General features: G+C 64.8%; 27 protein-coding genes. 20 read left to right on the top strand and 7 right to left on the bottom strand.

Annotated elements, in window-relative coordinates; genetic code table 11:
- Positions 1-32 precede the first annotated feature (32 nt).
- Positions 33-833 carry a PilZ domain-containing protein gene (locus tag JEY66_RS20395; RefSeq protein WP_018272107.1) on the top strand — a complete coding sequence of 267 codons (801 nt, stop codon included), beginning with the start codon at positions 33-35 and terminating at the stop codon, positions 831-833.
- On the opposite strand, the gene JEY66_RS20400 is transcribed toward JEY66_RS20395, so the two are convergent.
- Positions 826-1,227, bottom strand: a complete 402-nt coding sequence (locus JEY66_RS20400; RefSeq protein WP_016840011.1) for a DUF4260 domain-containing protein — start codon at positions 1,225-1,227, stop codon at positions 826-828. The genes JEY66_RS20395 and JEY66_RS20400 overlap by 8 nt on opposite strands.
- 159 nt (positions 1,228-1,386) lie before the next feature.
- Here JEY66_RS20400 and JEY66_RS20405 point away from each other — a divergent pair, with 159 nt between their 5' ends.
- The 4 genes from JEY66_RS20405 (at position 1,387) to JEY66_RS20420 (ending at position 4,097) form a co-directional block, all read left to right on the top strand.
- Positions 1,387-2,919 (top strand): acyl-CoA carboxylase subunit beta, encoded by a 1,533-nt coding sequence (locus JEY66_RS20405; RefSeq protein WP_018272106.1) that lies wholly within the window; start codon positions 1,387-1,389, stop codon positions 2,917-2,919.
- A 154-nt stretch (positions 2,920-3,073) separates the two neighbouring features.
- Positions 3,074-3,283, top strand: a complete 210-nt coding sequence (locus JEY66_RS20410) for a hypothetical protein (protein ID WP_018272105.1) — start codon at positions 3,074-3,076, stop codon at positions 3,281-3,283.
- A 20-nt stretch (positions 3,284-3,303) separates the two neighbouring features.
- The gene (locus tag JEY66_RS20415) at positions 3,304-3,681 is read left to right on the top strand and encodes a hypothetical protein (protein WP_129965104.1); all 378 of its coding nucleotides are present in this window, start codon (positions 3,304-3,306) and stop codon (positions 3,679-3,681) included.
- Between the two features lie 68 nt (positions 3,682-3,749).
- Positions 3,750-4,097: a hypothetical protein gene (locus JEY66_RS20420; protein WP_016840013.1), complete on the top strand. Its 348-nt coding sequence runs from the start codon at positions 3,750-3,752 to the stop codon at positions 4,095-4,097.
- 550 nt (positions 4,098-4,647) lie between these two features.
- On the opposite strand, the gene JEY66_RS20425 is transcribed toward JEY66_RS20420, so the two are convergent.
- Together JEY66_RS20425 and JEY66_RS20430 are read right to left on the bottom strand one after the other, a co-directional pair.
- Complete coding sequence (locus tag JEY66_RS20425) at positions 4,648-4,998, bottom strand: cupin domain-containing protein (protein ID WP_018272103.1); 351 nt, start codon at positions 4,996-4,998, stop codon at positions 4,648-4,650.
- Between the two features lie 149 nt (positions 4,999-5,147).
- A complete protein-coding gene (locus JEY66_RS20430) occupies positions 5,148-6,395 on the bottom strand; it encodes a glycerophosphodiester phosphodiesterase family protein (RefSeq protein ID WP_018272102.1) in 1,248 nt (415 codons plus the stop codon).
- A gap of 341 nt (positions 6,396-6,736) precedes the next feature.
- On the opposite strand from JEY66_RS20430, the gene JEY66_RS20435 reads away from it, so the two are divergent.
- Positions 6,737-7,033, top strand: a complete 297-nt coding sequence (locus tag JEY66_RS20435; protein ID WP_018272100.1) for a twin-arginine translocation signal domain-containing protein — start codon at positions 6,737-6,739, stop codon at positions 7,031-7,033.
- Positions 7,034-7,091: 58 nt separating this feature from the next.
- On the opposite strand, the gene JEY66_RS20440 is transcribed toward JEY66_RS20435, so the two are convergent.
- Both JEY66_RS20440 and JEY66_RS20445 read right to left on the bottom strand, forming a co-directional pair.
- Positions 7,092-7,355 carry a GCG_CRPN prefix-to-repeats domain-containing protein gene (locus JEY66_RS20440; RefSeq protein ID WP_016839912.1) on the bottom strand — a complete coding sequence of 88 codons (264 nt, stop codon included), beginning with the start codon at positions 7,353-7,355 and terminating at the stop codon, positions 7,092-7,094.
- A gap of 305 nt (positions 7,356-7,660) precedes the next feature.
- Positions 7,661-8,356, bottom strand: a complete 696-nt coding sequence (locus tag JEY66_RS20445; protein WP_026192884.1) for an ArsR/SmtB family transcription factor — start codon at positions 8,354-8,356, stop codon at positions 7,661-7,663.
- A gap of 117 nt (positions 8,357-8,473) precedes the next feature.
- Here JEY66_RS20445 and JEY66_RS20450 point away from each other — a divergent pair, with 117 nt between their 5' ends.
- From JEY66_RS20450 to JEY66_RS20460, 3 genes are read left to right on the top strand one after another with little or no spacing between them, the layout of a single operon-like run.
- Positions 8,474-8,782, top strand: coding sequence for an NIPSNAP family protein (locus tag JEY66_RS20450; RefSeq protein ID WP_018272098.1), 309 nt, complete (start codon positions 8,474-8,476; stop codon positions 8,780-8,782).
- 33 nt (positions 8,783-8,815) lie between these two features.
- Positions 8,816-9,166, top strand: coding sequence for an antibiotic biosynthesis monooxygenase family protein (locus JEY66_RS20455; RefSeq protein WP_016839915.1), 351 nt, complete (start codon positions 8,816-8,818; stop codon positions 9,164-9,166).
- A gap of 56 nt (positions 9,167-9,222) precedes the next feature.
- Complete coding sequence (locus JEY66_RS20460; protein ID WP_018272097.1) at positions 9,223-10,041, top strand: isocitrate lyase/PEP mutase family protein; 819 nt, start codon at positions 9,223-9,225, stop codon at positions 10,039-10,041.
- 64 nt (positions 10,042-10,105) lie between these two features.
- On the opposite strand, the gene JEY66_RS20465 is transcribed toward JEY66_RS20460, so the two are convergent.
- A complete protein-coding gene (locus JEY66_RS20465) occupies positions 10,106-10,546 on the bottom strand; it encodes a hypothetical protein (RefSeq protein WP_018272096.1) in 441 nt (146 codons plus the stop codon).
- A gap of 144 nt (positions 10,547-10,690) precedes the next feature.
- Here JEY66_RS20465 and JEY66_RS20470 point away from each other — a divergent pair, with 144 nt between their 5' ends.
- Positions 10,691-11,332 carry a trimeric intracellular cation channel family protein gene (locus JEY66_RS20470; protein ID WP_018272095.1) on the top strand — a complete coding sequence of 214 codons (642 nt, stop codon included), beginning with the start codon at positions 10,691-10,693 and terminating at the stop codon, positions 11,330-11,332.
- A 4-nt stretch (positions 11,333-11,336) separates the two neighbouring features.
- Here JEY66_RS20470 and JEY66_RS20475 read toward each other — a convergent pair whose 3' ends face one another.
- On the bottom strand, positions 11,337-12,563 hold the full coding sequence (locus tag JEY66_RS20475; RefSeq protein WP_018272094.1) for a c-type cytochrome: 1,227 nt from the start codon (positions 12,561-12,563) through the stop codon (positions 11,337-11,339).
- Positions 12,564-12,797: 234 nt separating this feature from the next.
- Between JEY66_RS20475 and JEY66_RS20480 the strand changes: the two genes are divergently transcribed.
- From JEY66_RS20480 to JEY66_RS20525, 10 genes are all read left to right on the top strand, one after another.
- Positions 12,798-16,292, top strand: a complete 3,495-nt coding sequence (locus JEY66_RS20480; protein ID WP_018272093.1) for an indolepyruvate ferredoxin oxidoreductase family protein — start codon at positions 12,798-12,800, stop codon at positions 16,290-16,292.
- A 3-nt stretch (positions 16,293-16,295) separates the two neighbouring features.
- Positions 16,296-16,799 carry a DUF4262 domain-containing protein gene (locus tag JEY66_RS20485; protein ID WP_018272092.1) on the top strand — a complete coding sequence of 168 codons (504 nt, stop codon included), beginning with the start codon at positions 16,296-16,298 and terminating at the stop codon, positions 16,797-16,799.
- A 398-nt stretch (positions 16,800-17,197) separates the two neighbouring features.
- A complete protein-coding gene (locus JEY66_RS20490) occupies positions 17,198-18,355 on the top strand; it encodes a thiolase domain-containing protein (protein ID WP_018272091.1) in 1,158 nt (385 codons plus the stop codon).
- Entirely contained in the window at positions 18,355-18,744 is a 390-nt protein-coding gene (locus JEY66_RS20495) for a Zn-ribbon domain-containing OB-fold protein (protein ID WP_018272090.1), read from the top strand. The genes JEY66_RS20490 and JEY66_RS20495 overlap by 1 nt, the downstream gene beginning before the upstream one ends.
- 206 nt (positions 18,745-18,950) lie before the next feature.
- Entirely contained in the window at positions 18,951-19,811 is an 861-nt protein-coding gene (locus JEY66_RS20500) for a MaoC/PaaZ C-terminal domain-containing protein (protein ID WP_018272089.1), read from the top strand.
- Positions 19,812-19,893: 82 nt separating this feature from the next.
- A complete protein-coding gene (locus JEY66_RS20505) occupies positions 19,894-20,772 on the top strand; it encodes an SDR family oxidoreductase (RefSeq protein ID WP_018272088.1) in 879 nt (292 codons plus the stop codon).
- 130 nt (positions 20,773-20,902) lie between these two features.
- On the top strand, positions 20,903-21,859 hold the full coding sequence (locus tag JEY66_RS20510; protein ID WP_018272087.1) for a dihydrodipicolinate synthase family protein: 957 nt from the start codon (positions 20,903-20,905) through the stop codon (positions 21,857-21,859).
- 2 nt (positions 21,860-21,861) lie between these two features.
- The gene (locus tag JEY66_RS20515; RefSeq protein ID WP_018272086.1) at positions 21,862-22,662 is read left to right on the top strand and encodes an NUDIX hydrolase; all 801 of its coding nucleotides are present in this window, start codon (positions 21,862-21,864) and stop codon (positions 22,660-22,662) included.
- A 303-nt stretch (positions 22,663-22,965) separates the two neighbouring features.
- Complete coding sequence (locus JEY66_RS20520) at positions 22,966-23,874, top strand: DMT family transporter (protein WP_018272085.1); 909 nt, start codon at positions 22,966-22,968, stop codon at positions 23,872-23,874.
- Positions 23,875-24,012: 138 nt separating this feature from the next.
- The gene (locus tag JEY66_RS20525) at positions 24,013-24,984 is read left to right on the top strand and encodes a Bug family tripartite tricarboxylate transporter substrate binding protein (protein WP_018272084.1); all 972 of its coding nucleotides are present in this window, start codon (positions 24,013-24,015) and stop codon (positions 24,982-24,984) included.
- Positions 24,985-25,011: the final 27 nt, after the last annotated feature.

Raw genomic sequence — 25,011 nt, forward strand, 5'->3', positions numbered from 1 at the left:
CCTTGCGCGCTGACGCGACAGGAGAGGGGCAGATGACCTTCAGGTTCATTGCGCCTGATGCGATCAGGTCGGCAAGCCAGCGCGCACTGCTGGAAGAGTGGGATCAATTGGCCGCCGGCCGGCCATTTCCCGCTTTTGCCGAGCTGAGGCCGGATCCGGCGATGCACGATCCCCGGCAACTCGTGGCATGGGCTGTCGAAGGCGAGGGCCGCCTGCGCAAGTTCCGCGCGATGTATCAGGGCGAGAACGTCGCCGAGGCGTTCAATTCCGCCTGGGCCGGGAAGACCATGGAGCAGGTCGTCCCGATGTCGCTCCGGCGCATCACGCTCAGGCCGGCGAAGGAATGCGCCGCGAGCGGCTGCGCGGTCTACATGGTGTTCTCGACTGTCGATGCCAGTGACCGGCAGGTTGATTGCGAGCGGCTGCTGCTGCCGTTCGGCAATGGCCTCAAGGTCGAGCATCTGCTGGCGTCGCTGCAATTGACTGTGGTCGGAAGCAGGCCCCGCATTCTCAAGCATTTCGACATGCACAGCGAGGTCCGGCTGGAGGGCAGGATCCGTTCCGGCTTCTCGACCGGCGCGACCAGCGAGGCCGCCGGCGACCAGCGCAGGGCCGTCAGGCGCAACGTCGCGCGGGCGGCGCGGCTCAGCTTCGCCCGGCGCAGCATGACCTGCATCGTCCGCAACCTCTCCGCGACCGGCGCCGCGGTCGAGGCGACCGATCCTGCCGCGATCCCCGACAGTTTCCGCCTCGTGCTGGAGATGGAAGCGACCGAGCGGCGCTGCCGCGTCGTCTGGCGCAGGAAGGGCCGGATCGGCGTCCAGTTCAGCTGAGCTTCCCGATCCGCCCGAGATGGGTGAAGCCAAAACCAACAGAATATTTCAGCCCGTAGCCGAGCGCGCGGTCGATCCCGATATGGGCGAGCCAGATCATCGCGATCGAGAGCACCAGCGGTCCTTCGCCGGCAAAGCCCAGCGTCATCAGCGCCACCGGTGCCAGATAGGTGTGCGCGGCGTTGTAGGCGATGGCGCCGACCCGCGGGCTGATCAAGTAAGCGGCGAAGCTGATGTCCGGCACCAGGAACAGCAGGACGTAGACCAGCCAGGAACCCTCCCACTTGTAGTAGAGCACGGTCATGCCGAGGAACAGCACCAGGCCCTCCAGCCGGAGCAGGGTGCGCACCCCACCGGTCGCGGCACCGGTCTCGGCCGTGGTCGTATCGGTCATCACTGTCTCCCCAGATGTCGGAAAATCCTACCGTTTTTGCGCCCGAACCCGCTCACAAGCGGCTTTCCGGTTCCGAAACGGCCGTGCTAAAGCCATTTCCGAACGAAGCGGACCGGCTCGTGCCGGGACGCGGACTGTAGCTAACACGGGCGGAAACAAATGAAAGATATCCTCGATACCCTCGAAGAGCGGCGCGCCGGCGCCAAGCTGGGCGGCGGCGAAAAGCGCATCGAGGCGCAGCACGCCCGCGGCAAGCTGACCGCGCGCGAGCGGATCGAGCTCCTGCTGGACAAGGGCTCGTTCGAGGAATTCGACATGTTCGTCGAGCACCGCTCGATCGAGTTCGGCATGGAGAAGACCAGGATCCCCGGCGACGGCGTCGTCACCGGCTGGGGCACGGTCAACGGCCGCAAGACGTTTGTCTTCGCCAAGGACTTCACGGTGTTCGGCGGCTCGCTCTCCGAAACCCACGCGCTGAAGATCACGAAACTTCAGGACATGGCGATGAAGGCGAGGGCGCCGATCGTCGGCCTCTATGACGCCGGCGGCGCGCGCATTCAGGAGGGCGTCGCGGCGCTCGCGGGCTATTCCTACGTGTTCCGCCGCAACGTGCAGGCTTCGGGAGTGATCCCGCAGATCTCGGTGATCATGGGCCCCTGCGCCGGCGGCGACGTCTATTCGCCGGCGATGACCGACTTCATCTTCATGGTGAAGAACACCTCTTACATGTTCGTCACCGGCCCCGACGTGGTGAAGACCGTCACCAACGAGGTGGTCACCGCCGAGGAGCTCGGCGGCGCCTCCGTGCATGCGACGCGCTCCTCGATCGCCGACGGCGCCTTCGAGAACGACGTTGATGCGCTGTTGCAGATGCGCCGGCTGATCGACTTCCTGCCGTCGAACAACACCGACGGCGTGCCGGAATGGCCGAGCTTCGACGATATCGGCCGGGTCGATATGTCCCTCGACACGCTGATCCCCGACAATCCGAACAAGCCCTACGACATGAAGGAGCTGATCCTGAAGGTCGTCGACGAGGGCGACTTCTTCGAGATCTCGGAGACTTTCGCCAGGAACATCGTCACCGGCTTCGGCCGCATCGCCGGCCGCACCGTGGGCTTCGTCGCCAACCAGCCGATGGTGCTGGCCGGTGTGCTCGACTCGGATGCCTCGCGCAAGGCCGCGCGCTTTGTCCGCTTCTGCGATGCCTTCAACATCCCGATCGTCACCTTCGTCGACGTGCCGGGCTTCCTGCCGGGCACCGCGCAGGAATATGGCGGCCTGATCAAGCACGGCGCCAAGCTCTTGTTCGCCTATTCGCAGTGCACGGTGCCGCTCGTCACCATCATCACCCGCAAGGCCTATGGCGGCGCCTTCGACGTCATGGCCTCAAAGGAAATCGGCGCCGACATGAACTACGCCTGGCCGACCGCGCAGATCGCTGTCATGGGCGCCAAGGGCGCGGTGGAAATCATCTTCCGCTCCGACATCGGCGACCCCGACAAGATCGCCGCGCGCACCAAGGAATACGAAGACCGCTTCCTCTCCCCCTTCATCGCCGCCGAACGCGGCTACATCGACGACGTCATCATGCCGCATTCGACAAGGCGGCGGATCGCGCGAGCGCTGGCGATGCTGAAGGACAAGAAGGTCGAGATCCCCGCGAAGAAGCACGACAATCTGCCGTTGTGAGGAGAGCGTGGGGTGGGTTGGCGTGGCGCAAGCGCAACCCACCATCTTCTCTCATGATCCGCGGCGGTTACGGCTTCCGCCTTCGTTCGTTGAGCTACGGCGGACGCAGTCGCCTAACCCGCCCTACAACCCACCTGACCTTTGGACCAAGACCATGAGCTTCGTCCTGCAAGTTGCCAGCGCTTCCGATCGTGATGAGTTGGTGACTGAAGTCTGGTGGAATGAGCAGTTGGTTGCGGAAGTGCGCCGGGGTGCTGACGGCAAGCGATTCATCGATCTGCATGCGAGCCCTTCACGGATGCCGTGGTCATTTGAATTCTCAGACTGGCTCGCCGTGATGAATAAAGTGAACGGTAGCGTGTAGGACGACACTGGAGTGTGATCGTGGCCCGGCTTTCGTTATCCGACAAGCTGACGATTGCTGAGTTAGAGACGGGGCGCGAACATTTACTGCTGGAGCCCGCGTCACAAAGGCTCTTGATGAGTTTGCGGCGTAGACTGCAATCCATCACTCAAAACATCTACATAGTTCGGCATATCTCTGAACAGGCTGAGGACCTGTTTGACGTCCTCGTCGATGGCAAGCTGGTCGTCCATATCGAGTTGCCACGCGATGCGCGTAGCGAAGAGGTTGTGTTCAAGATATTCGGTGTTGACGAGTACCTGAACACTCGAACGCACCTTACAAAAATAGGACGCCGTCGACTCAAACTGGCGCTTGAGCTTGCGGAACAACACGCAAGGCGGACGGACAAAACGTAAACCATCTTGTGGCGGGGAGCGCGGCAGGTTACGGCTTCTGCCCGACCCGCCCGACAGGTCCGAACCCGATGACCGAAGACGATCCGACCGACGAGATTTCCGAGATCGAGGCGCAGATCGAGGAGCTTGCCGAGAGCGCCGAGCGCTCCCGGCGGATCATTCTCGGGTCGAAGGTCGCGATCGCAGGCGGGTTTGCGTTGCTGGCCGTCGCGCTGCTTGGGCTGTTAGGCGCCGGTCAGACTGCGGCACTCGGATCGATCGCACTGGTGCTCGGCGGCATCGTGTCGCTTGGCTCGAATGTCAGCACGCTGCGGCAGACCGAGGCTGCGATCAGCACCGCCGAGGCGCGCCGCGCGCGCCTGATCGGCAACATCGACCTGCGGCTGGTTCACGATGCGCCTCTGAAGCTGATGTGAGATAAGGGCTCGAATCTCGGCGTAGCCCGGATGAGCGCAGCGATATCCGGGACTAATCCATCGTGCGGCGCGCATCGTCCCGCATATCGCTTCGCTCATGCGAGCTACACGCTACCCATTGCACGGGGCCATGGGTGCGATCGGCACCGGCTTTCTCTGCGCCCTCTGTTCAGGTGAGGGCGGAACGAAGAGCAAGACTCGGACAAATCATGTCGCGAGAATGTGGATGTGTGACCCACAAGCGGTGCCACAAATTCAGTGTCGTCCTGGCGAAAGCCAGGACCCATTACCCCAAATCTCAATTGTTGCGCGACGCTGGGGCCACAGCTTTTCTCACCAACCCAATCCTGTGGTTATGGGTTCTGGCTTTCGCCAGGACGACGACAATATTTGCAGCCGCGGTGCAACAGACTCACTGTTGTCCGTGCGAAAGCCAGGACCCATAACCACCGAAGCAAACTGTTATGCACTATTGCAACGACGAGTCCCTTCAACACCATCTGCTGCGGTGTATGGGTCCCGGCTTTCGACGGGACGACAGCGGAGGGAGTTACTTCGACGCCAGCGGCACGTAGTCGTATTCGCCGACGCCTTGCAGGATCAGGAACGTCAGCGACGTCGTGCCGGCGTTGGTGACGAGGTGAGGGCGGGTCGGACGGACGGCGTAGACTTCGCCGACCTTCAGGTTCACCTCCTCCTTGGGCTCCTGCAGGAACAGCCGCATCTGGCCCTCCAGCACGTAGAAGGTGTCCGAGATGTTGCTGTGGGTGTGCCACGGCACCTTCTGGGTCGGCGAGAGTTGCAGCTCCATGATGCGAAAGCCGGGACGGGCGGCGTGCTGGGCGCGGCGCTCGACTTCGTAGAGATGGCTGGCGTCCTTGACCGGTTGTCCTGGTTTCATGGCGGCCTCCCTGTGGTGTTGTCCCGTCGGGCGGGAAGGCGATGATGCTAGTCCTGTTCTGCCGCGCGCGGAACGGCCGGAATGGTCATGGCGGGCGCGCACGGTGCGTAGGGCGCCTCAGGCGCGGCCGTAACCCGCCCAGCAAGACCTCACTTCATCCCCATGCAGTTCGCATAGAATGTGGTCGTCGCCGGCCAGTCGGAGAACATCGCGCGGACGCCGACCTGTTTTGCCAGCACGTCGAGCACGGTCAGCGTGTCGCCGTCGCGGTCGATCGCCGCCTTCACCGACTTGTGGTAGAACGCACCACCCTTGTTCAGCGGGCCGTCGCGCTCCAGCGACCAGCCGATCAGATCGAGGCCGGCCGCCTTCGCCGCCCTGGCGTAAGCCGACGGGACGATCTCGCCCTTTTCGTTCAGCGCCAGCATCGCGAAGATCGGCGGCCCCAGGATCGCGACGCCGGAGGCCTTCAATTCCTGCATCGACGGCTTCCAGGTCTCCGGCCGGTTCGGATCGAGGCCTGCTTTCTCGTAGCGGTCCTCGAGATAGAGCGCCTGGCTCGCGAAGTCGGGTTCGGTCTTCACCCAATACAGAATGTCCTTGAGGCTGAAGCTCTGCGGGAACACGTCGCTCGGCGGAATGCCGGCGGCCTTGTAGGCTGCGAGCATCTGGGTCGCATATGTCTCCTGGGTGTAGTCGCCGTCGAACGGCATCGCCACTTCCGGCGCCTTCAGTTCGGGCGTGAATTTTGCGCCGAGACTCCTGATCAAGGCGATGCTCTCGTCATGGCTCATCAGCGTGCCGGAATTGGCGTAGAGCTCGGTGCGCCAGCGCGGCGTGCCGTTCTGGAACTCCGCCGGCGTCTTCGCATCCGGATTGAAGCCGTCCATTTTCGCGGTGAGCCGCTTGAATTCGGCGAGCGTGATGTCGCTGGTGCAGCATTTCGCCGAGGCCTTCCTGCCGGTGGCGGGATCGGCAGGGCTGAAGGGTTGCGTGCATTTTGCGGCGAGATCCGGCACCGTCAGGATGTTGGTCGTGGTGTGCAGGTCGCATTGCGAATGCCGGCACACCAGCTGGCGATCCCGCGTGAAGGTGACATCGCATTCGATCACGCCGGCGCCCATCCGCGCGGCGGCGAGATAGGATTCGCGGCTATGCTCGGGGAATTCCAGCGCGGCGCCGCGATGGCCGATCGAAAAATCGGTCTTGTGGAACGGCCCGGTGCATTGGCTGAGCTGCTGCTTCAGGGGCCCGTCCTTCATCTTGTCGACCAGATAGAACGGGCGCGGCCCGAGCTGCGCCTCGCGCGGCAGCGCGATCTCCCCAGCGGCGACGGGCAGCGCGGCGCCGAGGGCGAGCAGGAACGAGAGCAGGGCGGTGCGGTGGCGGGCAAGCATGGGTGATCCCCCTGATCAGGCATTGTCAGCAGGCCGACATATCACGGAGCATATGCCGGCCGCCTGCGCGAAATGAAACCATGGAGGGAGCGCGCGGTGAATAGCGAGGACATGAAGCGGCTGGTCGCCGACTTCAACCGTGACTGGCCGGAGGTGACGCGCACGCGCGATCTCCTGGTGCTGGCGGAGGAGGCGACGGCGGCATGATGGTTGCGTGACGTCGCGACGTCGACAACCCTCGAGTTCCATGAAACGTGAACGCGCGGTTCAGCGAGCGTTCAGCTCGCGAGGCAAAAACTCGCCGCTGCAGTTGGTCCAACTCAGCAACAAAGGGAACGCTCATGGAACGCCGGGATTTTCTGAAGATGGCCTTCGGTGTCGCCGCCGGAGCCGTCACCTTCGCAGCGACGGCGGAGGCGGCGCCGCTCGCGCCGCTTCCCCTCAACCAGGATGCACGCGCACCGGCGGCTGGCGATGCGCATCCCGCCGTCACCACGGGCGAGGAGGTCGGCCGCATGAAGCCCGAGCAAGTACGCTGGCATCATCGCCGCTGGGGTTGGCGTCACCGGCACTGGCACCGCAGGCATTGGGGCTGGCGCCGCCACCATTGGCGCCGTCATCACTGGCGCCGCTGGTGATCTCGAAAAGAAAAACCCCGCGCCAGGCGGGGTTTTGTTAGTTCGGAATCTGCCGCGATCAGATCGGGCGGCAACGGCCGTAGCGCCAGGCAAAGCCGTAGGGGCAGGCGCGGACACGCGGCGCCACCACGACGGGGCGCTCGACCACGACCGGCGGGCGCACGACAACGGCGCCCGGTGCGACGACGACGCCGCGATTCCTGACGCAGCCGCCATAGGGGCCACGGTGCCAGCCGGGGCCGCAGCCACCGGCGGCATCAGCGGCGCTGATGCCGGCGAATGCGGTCGTCAGCAGAACTGCTGCAGCAAAAAGATACTTCATGTCTTCTCCTTTTTTATTTTTTGGGCCGCGCTGCGGCACCGCAACAAGCTTTCGTCTACCGATTCGCCCGGCCGGATCATTGCAGAAGGCGTGCCCGATGTCGCCGACCATAATGTTGCGGCCTGAATGCGACATGAATGTTGCAGCTCACAGCTGCGTCAGCACGCCGCAAGCCGGCTCAGCATCACTTCGAAATATTTCGCGGACGCGGGCAGCCGCGCGCTAATGGCGAGCGTACGAAAATACATCGGAAGGCGAGGCAAGCGAGACCGGCGGTTCATCGACGCTTGCCCGAAGGCGCGCCGCTATTGGTCGGGGCCGAACAGCGCGGCGAATCGCTTCTCGCCGTTGCGCGAAAAATTGACCACGCGGCTGCCCGGCGCAGCATCGCGCGCGGCCCATTTCAGTTCCGTGAAGCGGTCCATCATGGCAGCGCCCAGCGTGCCGGCGAGATGATGCCGCCGCTCGCTCCAGTCGAGGCAGGCCTTGCACACCGGACGGCGCGGATGCGTCAGCGCATCGGCGTCGATCTGCAGCTCCTCGGCCATGAAGCGCTTGCCTTCGCCGGTGAGCTCGATCGCCTGCTTGCTCTGGCGGACCAGCTTCTGCCGTTTCATGCTGTCGAGCATCTGCACGCCGAGATCGCCGGCGAGGTGGTCGTAGCAGATGCGGGCGCGGCGCAGCGCCGGATCCTTCGGCCCGGTGCGCACCCGCATATGGCCGGCGCGGGCGGCAATGCCCTGCAGGCCTTCCAGCACGTCGGCGACGTCGGGGTCGGAGAGGCGGTAGTAGCGGTGGCGGCCCTGCTTCTCGGGCTCGATCAGCCCGCCGGCCTCGAGCTTGGAAAGATGCGAGCTCGCCGTCTGCGGCGTGATGCCGGCCTCCTGCGCCAGCTCGCTCGCGGTCAGCGCGCGGCCGGTCATCAGTGCGGTCAGCATGTTGCAGCGTGCGGGATCGCCGACCAAAGCGGCGATCCGGGAAATGTCGGGTCCTGCTTTCATAGTTCGATGATAGCCGAAGCATCGAGGTCGGACAACCCGCTATTGTTCACCGTGCCGTCATTGCGAGGATTGCTCTGCTGACGCTCGCAACGACGGAAACATGACCGGAGGCCATCAATGACCGTCACCGTATTCATCCGCTACCAGCTCGATCCGTTCAAGCGCGCGATGTTCGAGGAGTATTCGCGGAACTGGCTCTCGATCATCCCGCGCTGCGGCGGCGATCTCATCGGCTACTGGATGCCGCATGAGGGAACCAACAATGTCGCCTTCGCGCTGATCTCATTCGAAAGCCTTGCCGCCTATGAAGCCTATCGCGCGCGGCTGCGCCAGGACAAGGAGGGCGTGGCCAACTTCAACTTCGCGGAAGAAAACCGCTTCATCCTCGCCGAGGAACGGACATTTCTCCGCAAGGTCGAGTTATAGTGGGACCACGAAAGCAATGTACGGGAGGTGCCCATGATCGCCGTGATCTTCGAAGTCTGGCCGAAGCCTGAGCATCGGGATCTCTATTTCGACCTCGCGGCCGAGCTAAAGCCGATCCTGCAGGAGATCGACGGCTTCATCTCGGTCGAGCGGTTCGAGAGCATCACCGAGAAGGGCAAGTTCGTGTCGCTGTCATTCTTTCGCGACGAGGCTGCGGTGGAAGCCTGGCGCAACACGATCGAGCATCGCCGCACCCAGGCCAAGGGCCGCGCGCGGATCTTCGAGAACTACCGGCTGCGGGTGGCGAGCGTGATCCGTGATTACGGCCTGAACGAACGCGATCAGGCGCCGAAGGACAGCCGCGCGGTGCATGAGCCGCACTAGCGGGCGGATGCGTGGGTGCCTATCTCTGCGCGGCCAATGACTCCAGGGAGCGACCAATGCCACTGCCAACTGCTGACAAACGCGCCGCCTTCAAGAAGCTGCATGAGAGCGGCTGCTTCATCATTCCGAACCCGTTCGATGTCGGCAGCGCCCGCGCCTTGCAACATCTCGGCTTCAAGGCGCTGGCGTCGACCAGCGCGGGCTTTGCCTGGACCATCGCCAAAGCCGACAACCGCGTCACCGTCGATGACGTCTGCGGCCACCTGACCGCGCTGTGCGCGGCGGTCGATATTCCCGTCAATGCGGATTTCGAGGGCGGCTTCGCGGTCGAGCCCGACAAGGTCGCCGCCAATGTCGCGCGCGGCGTCAAGACCGGCGTCGCCGGGCTCTCGATCGAGGATTCCACCGGAGACGCCGCCAACCCGCTGTTCGAGCACAAGCTCGCGGTCGAGCGCATCAAGGCGGCGCGCAAGGCCATCGATGCCGACAACAGCGGCGTGTTGCTCACCGGCCGCTGCGAGGCATTCCTGTGGGGGAGGAAGGACCTCAATCTGGTGATCGAACGGCTGCAGGCCTATTCGGAAGCAGGAGCGGACGTCCTTTATTCGCCGGGCATCGCGACCAAGGAGGAGATTTCCGCGGTCGTGAAGGCGGTCGCGCCAAAGCCGGTCAATCTGCTGATCGGCGGCGCGTCGGAGCTGACGCTGCAATCGGTTGCCGATCTCGGCGTGCGGCGGATCAGCGTCGGCGGAGCGCTGGCGCGGATGGCCTGGACCGGCGTGATGAAGGCGGCCAAGGAGATGGCCGAGAAGGGCACCTTCACCGAATTCGCCAACGGCTATCCCGGCGGCGAGCTCAACAAGATGTTCAAGTAGACTTCACAAAAAAGCAGCGGGCCGCTTGGGCCCGCTGCTTCACCACTCCGGGGACGGAAGCGGATTACTTGTTCTTGTCGCCGGTCGAGTCGGACGGCGCCGCCGAGCGGTCGATTTCCTGTCCGGTCGGCTTGTTGGCCGACGGAGACGCGGGCTGCGCCGGTGCCGCGCCCGTGGTCGTGCCGGGCTGGCTGTTCGGCTTCGGCGTCACATCGCGCATGCCCGGAGGCGGCGCGGCCGGATTGGCCGGCTGCTGCTGCGCGGTCTGCGTCGATGGCGTCGTGCCCGCCTCATGCACCGATGTATTGTTCAAGCCGTAGAACAGCGCGCCGAGCACCACGGCCACCGCAACTGCAAACATCGCGATCTTGGTGGTGCTGGCCGGTCCCTCCTGGAGTTCCGGATCCGGCTGCAGCTCGTTGTCCAGGCTGTTGAAGCGCGCCTGACGGCGCATTTCGTCCTCGGTCAGGTTGGCGCGATACGGATCGTCAGGTTGATAGGCCATTGCAAAGTTCCTCCGTTAGCACCTCAAAGCTAAACGCATGGGACAATGGCTGGCGCGCGAGGATGTTCCGCGCCAATGTTGCAACCTGTTCATGCCGGAACCGTCGATTCCTTGGGTTCCAACCTGTTTCATGAGGCCTTTTCAATGTGGACCATGCCGCCCACCGATTCGGTGCTGCAAGTGCTCTCGTTCATTGCGGTTGCGGCGCAGTCGATGACGGCGGCGCTGGCGGCCGGCAGGCGCAGCATGGATTGGGCCGGCGTCTGCATGCTCGGCGCGATCACCGCGCTCGGCGGCGGCACCATCCGCGACGTGCTGCTCGGGCATTATCCGCTGCTCTGGGTCGCGCACCCGATCTACCTTGCGGTCGCAGCCGCCGGCGCCTTCGCCACCATCCTGCTGGCGCGGCTGGTGCACCGGCTCAACCTCGCATTCCTGGTGCTCGATGCGATCGGACTTGTGGTGTTCACCATGGCCGGCTGTGACGTGGCCTCGCAAGTCGACGTCCCGCTGCCGATCGTGATCGTCGCCGGCATGATCTCCGGCTGTGCCGGCGGCGTGCTGCGCGACATTCTCTGCAACGAGGTGCCGCTGTTGTTTCGCAGCGAGCTCTACGCCAGCGTCTCCGTGGTGACCGGACTGTTCTATGTGGCCGGCTCCGGGCTGCAGGTGAACGCCCAGCTCTGGACCGCGCTGACCTTCGCGCTCGGGCTGACGTTCCGCATGCTTGCGATCCGCTACCGATGGGAGATGCCGAAATTCGTGTTCAGCGGCGAGGAGCGTTGAACGGCTATTTCGCGGTCCGCGCCTTCGCGACCTCGTCCGCGGTGACGGCCGGCGCCGCGTTGCCCCAGGCATTGCGGATGTAGGTCGCAACGTCCGCGACCTCCTGGTCGGTCAGCTTCGGATACGCCGGCATCGAGCCTGCGTTCGGCGCGCGCGGCGTGGTCACGGTCTGCGCGCCGTCGAGGATGACGCGCAGCGTGCTCGCCGGATTGGCCGATTGCAGATTGGCGTTGCCGGGCAGCGGCGGATAGATCCGCGGGCTGCCTGTGCCGTCGAGCTCATGGCAGGCGATGCAGGCGCCGCGATAGATACGCTCGCCATTGCTCATCTGCGCCGGCGAGGGCGGGGTGACCTCCGGCTCCGGCGCGCCGGCGGGCAGGCTCTTCAGATAGGCCGCGATCGCGCGCACATCGGCGTCGCTCATCTTCGAGGTCGAATTGAGCACCACCTCGGACATCAGGGGGCCGGCATGGCTGTGCCCGTTGCGGCCGCTCTGCAGATATTCGGCGATGTCAGCCACGCTCCATGATTTCAGCCCGCTGCGCGCGGCGCCATCGAGCCTGGGCGCGAACATGCCTTGCACCATGCTGCCGCCGAGCGCCTGGTCGCGCCTGTCGGCGCCGAAGGCGTTCTTGGGCGTGTGGCAGGCGCCGCAATGGGCGAGGGCCTCGACGAGATAGCGTCCGCGATTCCATTCCGCCCCCTTGTTCTGGTCCGGCTGGATGATGCCCGGCGTAAGGAACAGTGCGTTCCAGGCCCGCATCAGCACGCGGTAGTTCAACGGCCAGCGCAACTCCGGCGGCGGCGCCTTGTTGCTGACCGGCGCCAGCGTTGCGAGATAGGCGCGGATCGCCAGGATGTCGTCGCGGATCAGCTTCGTGAAATACGGGTAGGGGAAGGCGGGATAATAATGCGCGCCGCTCGGCGAAGCGCCGATCCGCAGTGCGCGCCGGAAATCGTCGTCGCTCCAGCCGCCGATGCCGGTATCGCGGTCGGGGGTGAGGTTCGGCGAGAACACCGCACCGAACGGCGTGTCGATCCGCTTGCCTCCGGCGAAGGGCTTTGCCGGGTCGGCCGTGTGGCAGCTGGCGCAGTCGCCGGCGATCGTGAGCGCCTTGCCGCGGGCGACGACGTCGTCGGTCGGCACGGCGGCACATTCGCGGGTCGCGAGCGCACCGCACAGCAGCGCTGCGACCAGAATCGCACCCGTGGTTCGAAATCGTCGCCGCATCCAATCACCTTTCGGTCCACAAGACGCGTCACGCCATTTCGCCGCGGGCCGGTCCTGCGACAGAAACCGAAACGGCCCTGCAATATTCCCGGCACGAAATTGCGATTTTTGAGCGACGGGCCTGGTCGCCCAGAATTGTGCTGCGCGAGCCGGAAAATCCGACATAGACTGGTTCTAACAAGCTCGGATGACTAGCTAAAAAGCAGTCGTCGCGACCAGCGAAAAGAGGGCTAAATGGGAATCAACCAAGGGCCTATCAGCCTCGACCAGAAGTACACCCAGGGCACCGGCCACGTCTTCATGACCGGCATCCAGGCGCTGGTCCGCCTGCCCATGGCGCAGATCAGGCGCGACCGCGCCGCGGGTCTCAACACAGCAGGCTTCATCTCCGGCTATCGCGGTTCCCCCCTCGGCGGCTACGACCAGCAGCTGTTCGCCGCCCGCAAGCATCTCGAGCAGTACAACATCAAATTCCAGCCCGGCGTGAACGAGGACCTCGCGGCCACCGCGATCTGGGGCTCGCAGCAGCTCGCCCTGTCGCCGGGCGCCAAATATGATGGCGCGGTCGGCATCTGGTACGGCAAGGGCCCCGGCGTCGACCGCTGCGGCGACGTGTTCCGCCACGGCAATGCGGCCGGCTCCGCCAAGCATGGCGGCGTGCTCTGCCTTGCCGGCGACGACCATGGCGCGAAATCTTCCACCGTCCCGCATCAGTCCGACCACGCCTTCATTTCCGCGCTGATGCCCTACCTCTACCCCTCCAGCATCCACGAAATGATCGAGATGGGCCTGCTCGGCATCGCGATGTCGCGCTACTCGGGCTGCTGGGTCGGCATGAAGGTGATTACCGAGACCGTCGAGACCACGGCCGAGATCGACCTCACCGACGAGATGACGCCGTTCATCATCCCGACCGATTTCGAACTGCCGCCGGGCGGCCTCAACATCCGCTGGCCCGACGACCGCTTCGAGCAGGACCGAAGGCTGCAGGACTACAAGGGCTTTGCAGCGATCGCCTTCGCCCGCGCCAACAAGGTCAACCGCATCACCATGGATTCGCCGAACGCGCGCTACGGCATCATGGCCTCGGGCAAGAGCTACGAGGACATCCGCCAGGCGCTGCGCGAGCTCGGCATCACGCCCGAGATCGCCGCCAAGATCGGCATCCGCCTCTACAAGATCGGCATGCCCTGGCCGCTGGAGCCGGAAGGCGTGCGCAACTTCGCCGTCGGCCTCGAGGAGATATTCATCGTCGAGGAACGCCGCGAGATCGTCGAGAACCAGGTCAAGCAGGAGCTGTTCAACTGGCGCGACGACGTGCGCCCGCGCATCGTCGGCAAGATGGACGATCACGACAAGCGCTTCCTGACCTTCGCCGCCGAGCTCAGCGTGGCCTCGCTTGCGAGCTCGCTCACCGAACGGCTGCTTCGACTTAATCTCAATCCTGAAATCGCCGAGATGCTGCGCGCCAAGGCGGACTGGTTCAACGGCCGTCAGTCGACGCAGATGCAGGCGACCGCGCCCGTCAGCCGTACGCCGTATTTCTGCTCGGGCTGCCCGCACAATACCTCGACCAAGGTGCCGGAAGGCAGCCGCGCGCTGGCAGGCATCGGCTGCCACTTCATGGCGCTGTGGATGAACCGCTCGACCGAGACCTTCACCCACATGGGCGGCGAGGGCGTGCCGTGGGTCGGTATCGCGCCGTTCACCAACGAGAACCACATCTTCGCCAATCTCGGCGACGGCACCTATTTCCACTCCGGCATTCTCGCAATCCGCCAGTCGATCGCCTCCAAAGCCAACATCACCTACAAGATCCTCTACAACGACGCGGTCGCGATGACCGGCGGCCAGCGCCACGACGGCGATCTCTCGCCGCAGCAGATCACCTTCCAGCTCCACGCCGAAGGCATTCGAGAAATCTACCTGGTCTCGGAGAATCCCGGTGCCTATCCGGCCGATACCATCGCGCCCGGCGTCAAGCTGTTCCATCGCGACGAGCTCGAGAACGTCCAGAAGATGTGCCGCGACACTAAGGGCACCTCGGCGATCGTGTTCGTGCAGACCTGCGCCGCCGAAAAGCGCCGCCGCCGCAAGCGCGGCCTGATGGAGGATCCGCAGCGCCGCGTGCTGATCAATCCCGCGGTCTGCGAAGGTTGCGGCGACTGCTCGGTGCAGTCGAACTGCATCTCTGTCGAGCCGCTGGAGACGGAGCTCGGGCGCAAGCGCGCCATCAACCAGTCGACCTGCAACAAGGACTATTCCTGCGTGAAGGGTTTTTGCCCGTCCTTCGTCACGGTCGACGGCGGCAAGCTCAGGCGGCGCGCGCCGCCTGAGCTCGGCAGCATCGATAATCTGCCGGAGCCGGCCTCCAAGCCCGCGCTCGACCGGCCCTACAACATCGCGGTCGGCGGCGTCGGCGGCACCGGCGTGCTGACGATCGGCGCGCTGCTCGGCATGGCCGCCCATATCGAGGGCAAGGCCTCGATGATCCTCGACATGTCCGGTCTCGCGCAAAAGGGCGGCGCGGTGCTGAGCCACGTCCGGCTCTCCGAGCACACCGCCGACGTGACTTGCTCGCGCATCGTGACCGGAACGGCCGATCTGGTGCTCGCGGCCGACGAGGTCGTGGCGGCGTCGAAGGACACCATCACGCTGTGCGATGCGAGCCGCACCGTCGGTATCATCAACAGCCACGTGATCCCGACCGCGGACTTCATCCTGAACCGCGACTTCAACTTCCAGAGCCGCAAGGTCAACAGCGTGCTGGAGACCGAGCTGCGCAAGGACTCCGCCTTCTTCGACTTCACCAAGCCGGCCGAAGCGCTGCTCGGCGACTCCATCGCCACCAACATCATGATGATGGGCTTTGCCTATCAGCGCGGGCTGCTGCCGCTGTCGGCGGAAGCGATCCAGCAGGCGATCGAGGTCAACGGGGTCTCGATCAAGATGAACACCCAGGCGTTCCAGCTCGGGCGGCTGGCCGCGGCCGATCCGGCGCGGCTCGCCGCGATGATGAAGGGGCAGGATGACGACGCAGCCCCGGTCAAGGCGCTGGATGCGATGTCGCTCGAGGAGATCATCACCCACCGCATGGCGCTTCTGACTGACTATCAGAGCGCGCGTTTGGCAAAGCGCTACCGCAAGCTCGTCGACCAGGTTCGCGACGCCGCCACCAAGGGCGGCTATGGCGAGGCGTTGCCGCGCGCGGTCGCGATCAACTACGCAAAGCTGCTCGCCTACAAAGACGAGTACGAGGTGGCGCGGCTGTTCACCGACGGCCGCTTCGAGAAGCAGTTGCATGACCAGTTCGAAGGTGAGTTCAAGTTCAACTTCAATCTCGCGCCGCCGATCCTCGGCGGCGGGCTCGACGCGCAGGGCCGTCCGAAGAAGCGCGCCTTCGGGTCGTGGATGATGTCGGTGTTCAAGGTGATGGCGCGATTCCGCTTCCTGCGCGGCACGCCGCTCGACATCTTCGGCTACAACGCCGACCGCAGGCTGGAGCGCGATCTGATCGCGGGCTATGAGAAGGATGTCGCGACGGTGCTGAATCTGCTGTCGCCGCTCAACCACGACATCGCGGTCGAATTGCTGGCGCTGCCCGATCGGATCCGCGGCTACGGTCCGGTGAAGGAGAAGGCGATCAAGGAGGCGAAGGTTCGCTACGCGCAACTCGCCGCCGACCTCGCCAACCCGCCGCCCGCGCCGCGGCAGATGGCGGCGGAGTAGCGGGTGTTCACGGCGCTCGATGCAGCTCCGGAGCGGCTCGACGAACATGAGCAGAATTTCGTCGGGCAGATCCGAAAACATGGCTGGTTCGGTACGCATGTCGCATCGGACGACGCAGGTCCGGGGTTCTCGTACACCACTGGATTTTGGCTGAAATTCAAGCTTCCGGAATTGATCCTGTTCTCAATGTCGATGGAGAACGCCCAGGATACGTTCTGGCACATCTGGCGCCAATTCGAGGCTGGACGACGGTTTCCCGTTGGCGAGCCAACGGAGGAGATATTCGAGAATGCTCTCGCGGTGCTGCTCCCGGTCGCTGTCGAGCATTATCGATCCCATCTCGGGTGGAGCAGATGGTTTTACGGTAACGACAACTTTGAATGCCACCAGATCATATTCCCGGATCGAGGCGGAGCGTTTCCGTGGGCACCGGGATCGTCAGATGAGTTTAGGTCGGCGCAGCCAGACTTGACCGCTGGCAATTGGTCCGGGCTACGCGGTCGATAGCGTGCCTCGCGATTTCCGCGCGGACCAAGCCTGAGAGGAGGTCGCTAGCAGCACCGCCTTTGCGAGAGGACGCGAAAGTTCGCTACGCGCAACTCGCCGCCGCCCTCGCCAACCCGCCGCCGGCGCCGCGGCAGATGGCGGCGGAGTAGTGTAGTCACACATTCGGTGTCGTCCCGGCGAAAGCCGGGACCCATAACCACCGCACTTCGTTGTAGCGCGACGCTGGGGCCACAGCTCACTCTCACCACACAACCCTGTGGTTATGGATCCCGGCTTTCACCGGGACGACGATTGAGTTGCGGATACGGTCTCGCCTGACGGAATATTATCGCGCTTGCCAAGGTCGCGTCGTCGGTTCAGAAAAACGCTCGAGCGAAGAAACGCCAGCGGAGAGCGATTTGACCATCAAGGGCAAGGCCTACATTGCCGGGATCTACGAACATCCCACCCGGCACGCACCCGATAAATCAACAGCACAGCTACATGCCGAGGTCGCCAAGGGCGCGATCGAGGATGCCGGGCTCACCAAGGACGATATCGACGGCTATTTCTGCGCCGGCGACGCACCGGGCGGGCTGTGGCCGATGGTCGATTATCTCGGCCTTAACACCAGGAAGCTGCGTCACGTCGACTCCACCGAGACCGGTGGCTGTTCCTATCTGATCCATCTCGGCCACGCCGCCGAGGCGATCGCAGCGGGCAAGTGCTCGGTCGCGCTGGTCACGCTGGCGGGCAAGCCGCGCACCGGCCCGATGCCGCCGCGCGCGTCGGGCGCCGAGGCCGATTTCGAATCCGCCTACGGGGCTACCACGCACAATGCCTACGGCATGTGTGCCATGCGCCACATGCACGACTACGGCACCACCTCCGAACAACTCGCCTGGATCAAGGTCGCGGCCTCGCATCACGCGCAATACAACCCGCATGCGATGCTGAAGGAGGTCGTCACCGTTGAGGACGTGCTGAACTCGCCGATGATCTCCGATCCGCTGCACCGGATGGATTGCTGCGTCGTCACCGACGGCGGTGGCGCGATGATCGTCACGACGCCGGAGATCGCCAAGAGCCTGAAGAAGCCGCTGGTGCGCTTGATCGGCCATGGCGAGGCGATGAAGGGCCCGCGCGGCGGCAAGGATCTCGATCTGACTTACTCCGCCGGTGTGTGGTCCGGCCCGCGCGCCTTCGAGGAGGCGGGCGTGACGCCGAAGGACATTAAATACGCCTCGATCTATGACAGCTTCACCATCACGGTGCTGATGCAGCTCGAGGACCTCGGCTTCTGCAAGAAGGGCGAGGGCGGCAAGTTCGTCGCCGACGGCAATCTGATCTCGGGCGTCGGCAAGCTGCCGTTCAACACCGATGGCGGCGGCCTGTGCAGCAACCATCCCGTCAATCGCGGCGGCATGACGAAAATCCTCGAGGCTGTACGGCAGTTGCGCGGCGAGGCGCATCCGAAGGTGCAGGTGAAGAACTGCGACCTCGCGATCGCCCACGGCACCGGCGGTCTGCTCGGCGTTCGCCACGCCGCCTCAACCTGCATTCTGGAGCGTGCGTGATGTCTGAAGCGAAGAAGTACAATGCCCCGGTGACCAACCCGGAGACCGCGCCGTTCTGGGAAGCGGCGAAGGCGGGCAAGTTCATGATCAAGCGCTGCAACACCTGCGGCGAGGCGCATTACTTCCCGCGCGCGATCTGCCCGTTCTGCTTCTCCGACAAGACAGTGTGGGAAGAGTCGAGCGGCGAGGCCACGGTCTACACCTACAGCCTGATGCGCAAATCACCGACCGGTCCCTATGCGATCGCCTATGTGACGTTGAAGGAAGGTCCGTCGCTGCAGACCAACATCGTCGATTGCGATCTGGAGACGGTGAAGATCGGCCAGAAGGTCAAGGTGGTATGGAAGCCGACCGACGGCGCCCCGCTGCCGTTCTTCACGCCGGCCTAGCCTAGAAAGTACCTTTCCCCCTTGCGGGGGAAGGTGGCAGCCGAAGGCTGCCGGAAGAGGGGTTCTCTCCGCGAGAGATGCGTTTGAGGAGCCAACCCCTCTCCCAAACGAGTTTGCGTTTGATGCCGGTGCGGCCCTCTCCCGCAAGGGGAGAGGGCGCAATAACGCGCAACGGCGAAGAAAGAACAGTTCGGGAGAAAACAACAATGCCGATCGTGTACGAACAGCTGATGGCCCTGAAGAATCTCGGCCAGAAATACAGCTACAGCGACCGCGACGTGATGCTCTACGCCTATGGCATCGGCTTGGGAGCCGATCCGATGGACGAGAAGGAGCTCGCCTTCGTCAATGAGGGCGTGCTGACGCCGCGTCCGCTCAAGGTGGTTCCGACGTTTGCCTCGGTCGCGGCCTGGGGCGCCGGTCCCGGCGAGATGAACCTCAACCGCGTCATGGTGGTCGACGGCGAGCGCGACATCACCTTCCACAAGCCGTTCGCGACCGCGGCGCAGATCACGGCCGACTCGACCGTGCTCGACGTGTTCGACAAGGGCAAGGACAAGGGCGCGGTGATCCGCCACCAGACCGTGCTGAAAGACGAGAAGGGCGAGAAGCTCGCCACGCTGGTCGCCTCGCGCTTCGCCCGCGGCGATGGCGGCTTCGGCGGCCCGTCCGACGGCCAGCCCGAGCCGCACAAGGTGCCGGAGCGCGCGCCGGACAAGATCGTCGACATCACGACGCGGCCCGACCAGGCGCTGGTCTATCGGCTCTGCGGCGACCGCAACCCGCTGCACTCCGATCCGGAGTTCGCCAGGAAGGCCGGCTTCCCGCGGCCGATCCTGCACGGCATGTGCACCTACGGCATCACCTGCCGCGGCGTGCTGCAGACCTACGCCGACTTCGATCCGTCGGCCTTCAAGCAGCACGTGGCGCGGTTCTCCTCGCCGGTGTTCCCCGGTGAGACCGTGACCATGGAACTGTGGAAGGACGGCAACGTGGTGTCGTTCGAGGCCAAGGTGAAATCGCGCGGCGTCACCGTGATCAAGAGCGGCAAGACGGTGCTGGCGTAGCCGCGCGTCAAGGCCGGGATGCTCCCTCGCCCCGCTCGCGCGGGGGAGAGGAAGAAGAAAGAACAAAACGGAGAGAACAACCATGGGATTACTCGACGGCAAGGTGGCGCTGATCACGGGCGCCGGCGGCGGGCTTGGTGAAGCCTACGCGAAGCTGTTCGCGCGCGAGGGCGCGGCCGTGGTGGTCAACGATCTCGGCGGCCCGCGCGACGGCTCGGGTTCGGACAAGTCGATGGCTGACAAGGTGGTCGACGCGATCAAGGCCGAAGGCGGCCGTGCGGTCGCCAACGGCGCCGACATCTCGACCTTGGCCGGCGGCCAGTCGGTGTTCGACGACGCCATCAAGCATTTCGGCCGCGCCGACATCCTGGTCAACAACGCCGGCATTCTGCTCGACGAGACCTTCCACAAGGCCAAGGAAGCGAACTGGGACAAGGTGATGAAGGTGCACCTCAAGGGCACCTTCTGCTGCACCCAGCCGGTGTTCAAATGGATGCGCGACAACGGCGGCGGCGTCATCGTCAACACGTCCTCGACCTCGGGTCTGATCGGCAATTTCGGCCAGACCAATTACGGCGCCGCCAAGGGCGGCATTTGGGGCCTGTCCAACGTGCTGGCGATCGAGGGCCGCAAGTACAACATCCGGATCTGGACCCTGGCGCCGGGCGCGCTGACCCGCATGACCGCAGACCTGCCCCGCTACAAGGAGAACCCGGGTGCGGCGCTCGGCCCGGACGGCATCGCGCCGGCGGTGCTCTACATGGTCAGCGACCTGTCCGGCGACCAGACCGGCAAGGTCCTCGGCGTCTCGGGTCCGCGTGGCGTCCGCGAGATGCGGATGATGGAAATGGAGGGCTGGAAGCCGCCCTTTACTGGCTGGAAGGCCGAAGACATCGTCACCCACGCCAAGGAGATCTTCTTCTCCGAGGAGCAGATCAAGATGGGCGCGCGCCGGTTCTGATGTATACCGTCATTCTGGGGCACGCGAAGCGTGAACCCCAATGCGCAATTGCGCATTGTGGAATCTCGAGGTTCCGGGTCTGGTGCTGGCGCACCGTCCCGGAACGACAGACCAGAGGATAGATGCCCAAATGACAAAACTCACCGCCCAGGCCGCAGGAACCTTTGCGATCGCGCCGACCCCGTTCCACGATGACGGCCGCATCGATGAGGCGTCGATCGACCGGCTGACCGATTTCTACACCGATGTCGGCTGCGACGGCGTCACGGTACTGGGCATCCTGGGCGAGGCGCCGAAGCTCGATGCCGCGGAGGCGGAGCAGGTCGCGCTGCGCTTCGTCAAGCGTGCCAAGAAGCTGCAGGTCATTGTCGGCGTCTCAGCGCCGGGCTTTGCCACGATGCGCTCGCTGGCGAAGAAGTCGATGGATGCGGGCGCTGCCGGTGTCATGATCGCGCCGCCGCCGCACTTGCGCACCGACGACCAGATCATTGGCTACTTCAAGCAGGCGCAGGAAGCGATCGGCGACGATATTCCCTGGGTGCTGCAGGACTATCCGCTGACGCTGACCGTCGTGTTCACGCCCGCCGTGATCCGCAAGATCGTGATGGATTCGCCGTCCTGCGTGATGCTCAAGCACGAGGACTGGCCGGGCCTCGAGAAGATTTCGACGCTGCGCAATTTCCAGAAGGACGGCTCGCTGCGGCCGCTGTCGATCCTGGTCGGCAATGGCGGCCTGTTCCTCGATTTCGAGATGGAGCGCGGCGCCGACGGCGCGATGACCGGCTATGCCTTCCCCGAACTCCTGATCGACGTCGTCAATCTGTCCAAGGCGGGAAAACGCGATGCGGCGCACGATCTGTTCGACGCGCATCTGCCGCTGATCCGCTACGAGCAGCAGCCCGGCGTCGGCCTGACCGTGCGCAAATACGTGCTGCAGAAGCGCGGCATCATCTCCTCGAGCGCGCAGCGCAAGCCGGGTGCTGTCATCACGCCGCAAGCGAGGGCGGAGGTCGACTATCTGCTTTCCCGCGTGGCGCGCGTCGATCGCCGCGCCAATCTGCAACCGCAATCCAGTGCAGCAGGCTAGTCATGAATGAGATCGTTGCCCCGCGCCTTGCCTCGACCGTGCTGCTGCTGCGTGACGGGACGTCGTCACGCGAAATCGAAGTCTTCATGATGGTCCGCCATCACCAGATCGAGTTCAACTCGGGTGCGCTGGTGTTTCCGGGCGGCAGCGTCGACAAGAATGACAAGGAGATCGCCGCCGATCCCGCGCTCTATTCGGGCGGAGAAGGGCTCGACGGCGACGCACTCGGCTTCCGGATCGCGGCGATCCGCGAGACCTTCGAGGAGAGCGGCATCCTGCTGGCGCGGCCGCAGGGGTCGAAGCATCTGGTCGATGCGAAGCGTGCGAACGAGATCGCGACCGCGCATCGCGCGGCGCTGAACGAAGGCAAGATCGGCTTCCTCAAGGTGCTGACTGACAACGGCATGGTGCTCGCGCTCGACGAGCTCGTGCCCTATGCGCACTGGATCACGCCGGAGGGCATGCCGAAGCGCTTCGACACCTGGTTCTTCCTCGCCGCCGCGCCGCCCGAGCAACTCGGCGCCCATGACGGCAAGGAATCGACCGACTCGATCTGGGTGTCGACGCGCGAGGCGCTGGAGGGCGGCGAGACCGGCCGCTTCAAGCTGCCGTTCCCGACCACGCGCAACCTGATCCGGCTCGGCAAGCAGCCGAACGTCGGCGCCGCGCTCGCCGACAGCAAGGGCAAGCCGATCGTCGCCGTGATGCCCGTGATGACCAAGACCGCCACCGGCCGCCAGCTCCGCATCCCCAAGGAAGCGGGCTACGACGGCGAGGTGTTCGACGTCGGGGCGCTGGGGTAGCGCGTTATCCTGAGAGATCGAGAGCGCCTCTGACTCGGAGGCGGCGCAATACAATACTAGGCGTCGTCCCGGCCTAGTGCGCAATTGCGCACGGGGGCCGGGATCCAACCACTGAACTGCAATGTTGCGCGACTCTGGAGCCACAGCTTCTTCTGACAACACAACCCTGTGGTAATGGGTCCCGGCCTTCGCCGGGACGACGGGGGAAGGAGAGTCGCTTCTCCACATTTCGGCTTAGATCGAAATATCATCACGTCGCAGCAGTGTAGCTTCCGTCTCAACCATCGAGACGGAATCCCGCCAATGACCGCCACCCACCGCCAGCCGAGCATGGGCTTCGAGCTCGCTTTGCTGCTCGCGCTCGCCACCATGTGGGGCGGCTCCTATACCTTCATCAAGCTTGGTGTCGCGACCATCCCGCCGATCACGCTGATCGCGGCGCGCACCGCGATCGCGGGGCTGTTGCTGCTCGCCATCATGCGGATGCGCGGCGTGACGATGCCGGCGGATGGCGCGACTTGGGTCCGCTTCATCTTCCAGGCGTGCCTCAACAGCGTGATCCCGTGGACGCTGATCGCCTGGGGCGAGCGCTTCGTTGATGCCGGGCTCGCCACCATCCTCAATTCGGCCTCGCCGATCTTCACCTTCCTGTTCACCGCCGCAATCACCCGCCACGAGGCCGCGAGCCTGCGCAAGCTGTTTGGGGTGATATCAGGCATGGCCGGCATCTGCCTGATCGTCGGCGTCGATGCGTTCCGCGATCTCGGGCAGGGGATCTTGGCCGAGGTCGCGATCGTCGCCGCCACCATCTGCTACGCCTGTGCCGCGATCTTCAGCCGCGGCTTCAAGGGGCTCGATCCGATGGCGCCGGCGGCGGGTTCGCTGATCGCGGGCGCTGCGATCCTCGTTCCGCTCAGCCTTGTCGTCGAGCGGCCCTGGACGCTGTCGCCGTCGACGACGTCGCTCGCCGCATTACTGGCGCTTGCGATGTTCTCGACCGCGATCGCGTTCGCGATCTACTTTCACCTGATCCAGACCCTCGGCTCGGTCGGCACCACCGCGCAGGCTTACTTGCGGGTGCCGATCGGGGTGGCGCTCAGCGTCATGGTGCTGGGCGAGCGGTTGAGCCCGACGGCGTGGATCGGCCTCGCCTGCGTCGTGATCGGCGTCGCCGCGATGACGATTCCTGCACGAAGGATCGCCACAGCCTGACGTCATCGCCGCGATGACGATTCCCTCGCGTAAGATCGCCACCGCCTGAAGTTTCGCCCGCTGAAACCGGCGCCTTGCTGCTGTCCGGCAATCCCTGCATGCTGCCCGCAACGAGATCGCAGGGCGGGAAACGGGACGATGTTGCGGCGGATCAGCCTCATTGCCGGTGCGTGCATGGCGTTGCTGGCGATGGCCGGCGCGGTGCGCGCGCAGGACTTCCCGAGCCGGCCGATCCGCATCGTCATTCCCTACGCGCCGGGCAGCGTCGCCGACGTGTTCGCGCGCATCATGGCGCAGGACATGCAGGAGCAGTGGAAGGGGACGATCGTCGTCGAGGCCAAATCCGGCGCCAACGGCTCGATTGCGGCCGAGGAGGTCGCACGCGCCGCGCCCGATGGCTACACATGGCTATTGGTGACGACCTTCTTCACCGCGAGCCCGGCACTGAACACGCAGCTGCGCTGGGATCCGGTCAGGGACTTCGTGCCGGTCGGGCAGATCTGTCTCGCCCCGAACTTCTTCATCGTGCCGACCTCGCTGCCGGTGAAGACCGTCGCCGACTATGTCGCGCTGGCCAAGGCCAAGCTGGGCACACCGAACTACAGCCATCCCGGCAAGGGCTCGACCGGCCATCTCGGCTTCGAACTGTTCAAGCGGCTCGCCGGGATCGACGTCACCGCGATCGGCTATCGCGGCTATCCGCAGATGGTGCCCGATATCGCGAGCGGGCTGATCACCTCGAGCTTCCTGTCGGCCAACCAGGCGCTGGCCCAGGTGCAGTCCGGCAGCATCAGGATCATCGGTGCGATCAGCGACGGCCGCTCGAAATACTTTCCCGACGTGCCGACCATGGCCGAGCAGGGCTTTGCCGAGGCGCAGGTGACGCCGTGGTTCGGCTTCGTGGTGCCGGCGGGCACGCCGCAGCCGGTCGTCGAACGCATCAGCGCGGCGCTCGAAACCGCGCTAGCCTCCGCCGAGGTGCGGAGGAAGCTGGATGTCGCCGGCTGCGACGCCCGGAGCGCGCCGCTGAAACGCTTTGCCGACGTCATCGCGGCGGACGTCGCCCTCTGGGCCCGGGTGGTCAAGGAGGCCGGCATCCAACCGGACTGAGCCGGCCGCTGGCCCCTACCGGAAGCG

The organism is Bradyrhizobium elkanii USDA 76 (assembly GCF_023278185.1).
Classification (GTDB): domain Bacteria; phylum Pseudomonadota; class Alphaproteobacteria; order Rhizobiales; family Xanthobacteraceae; genus Bradyrhizobium; species Bradyrhizobium elkanii.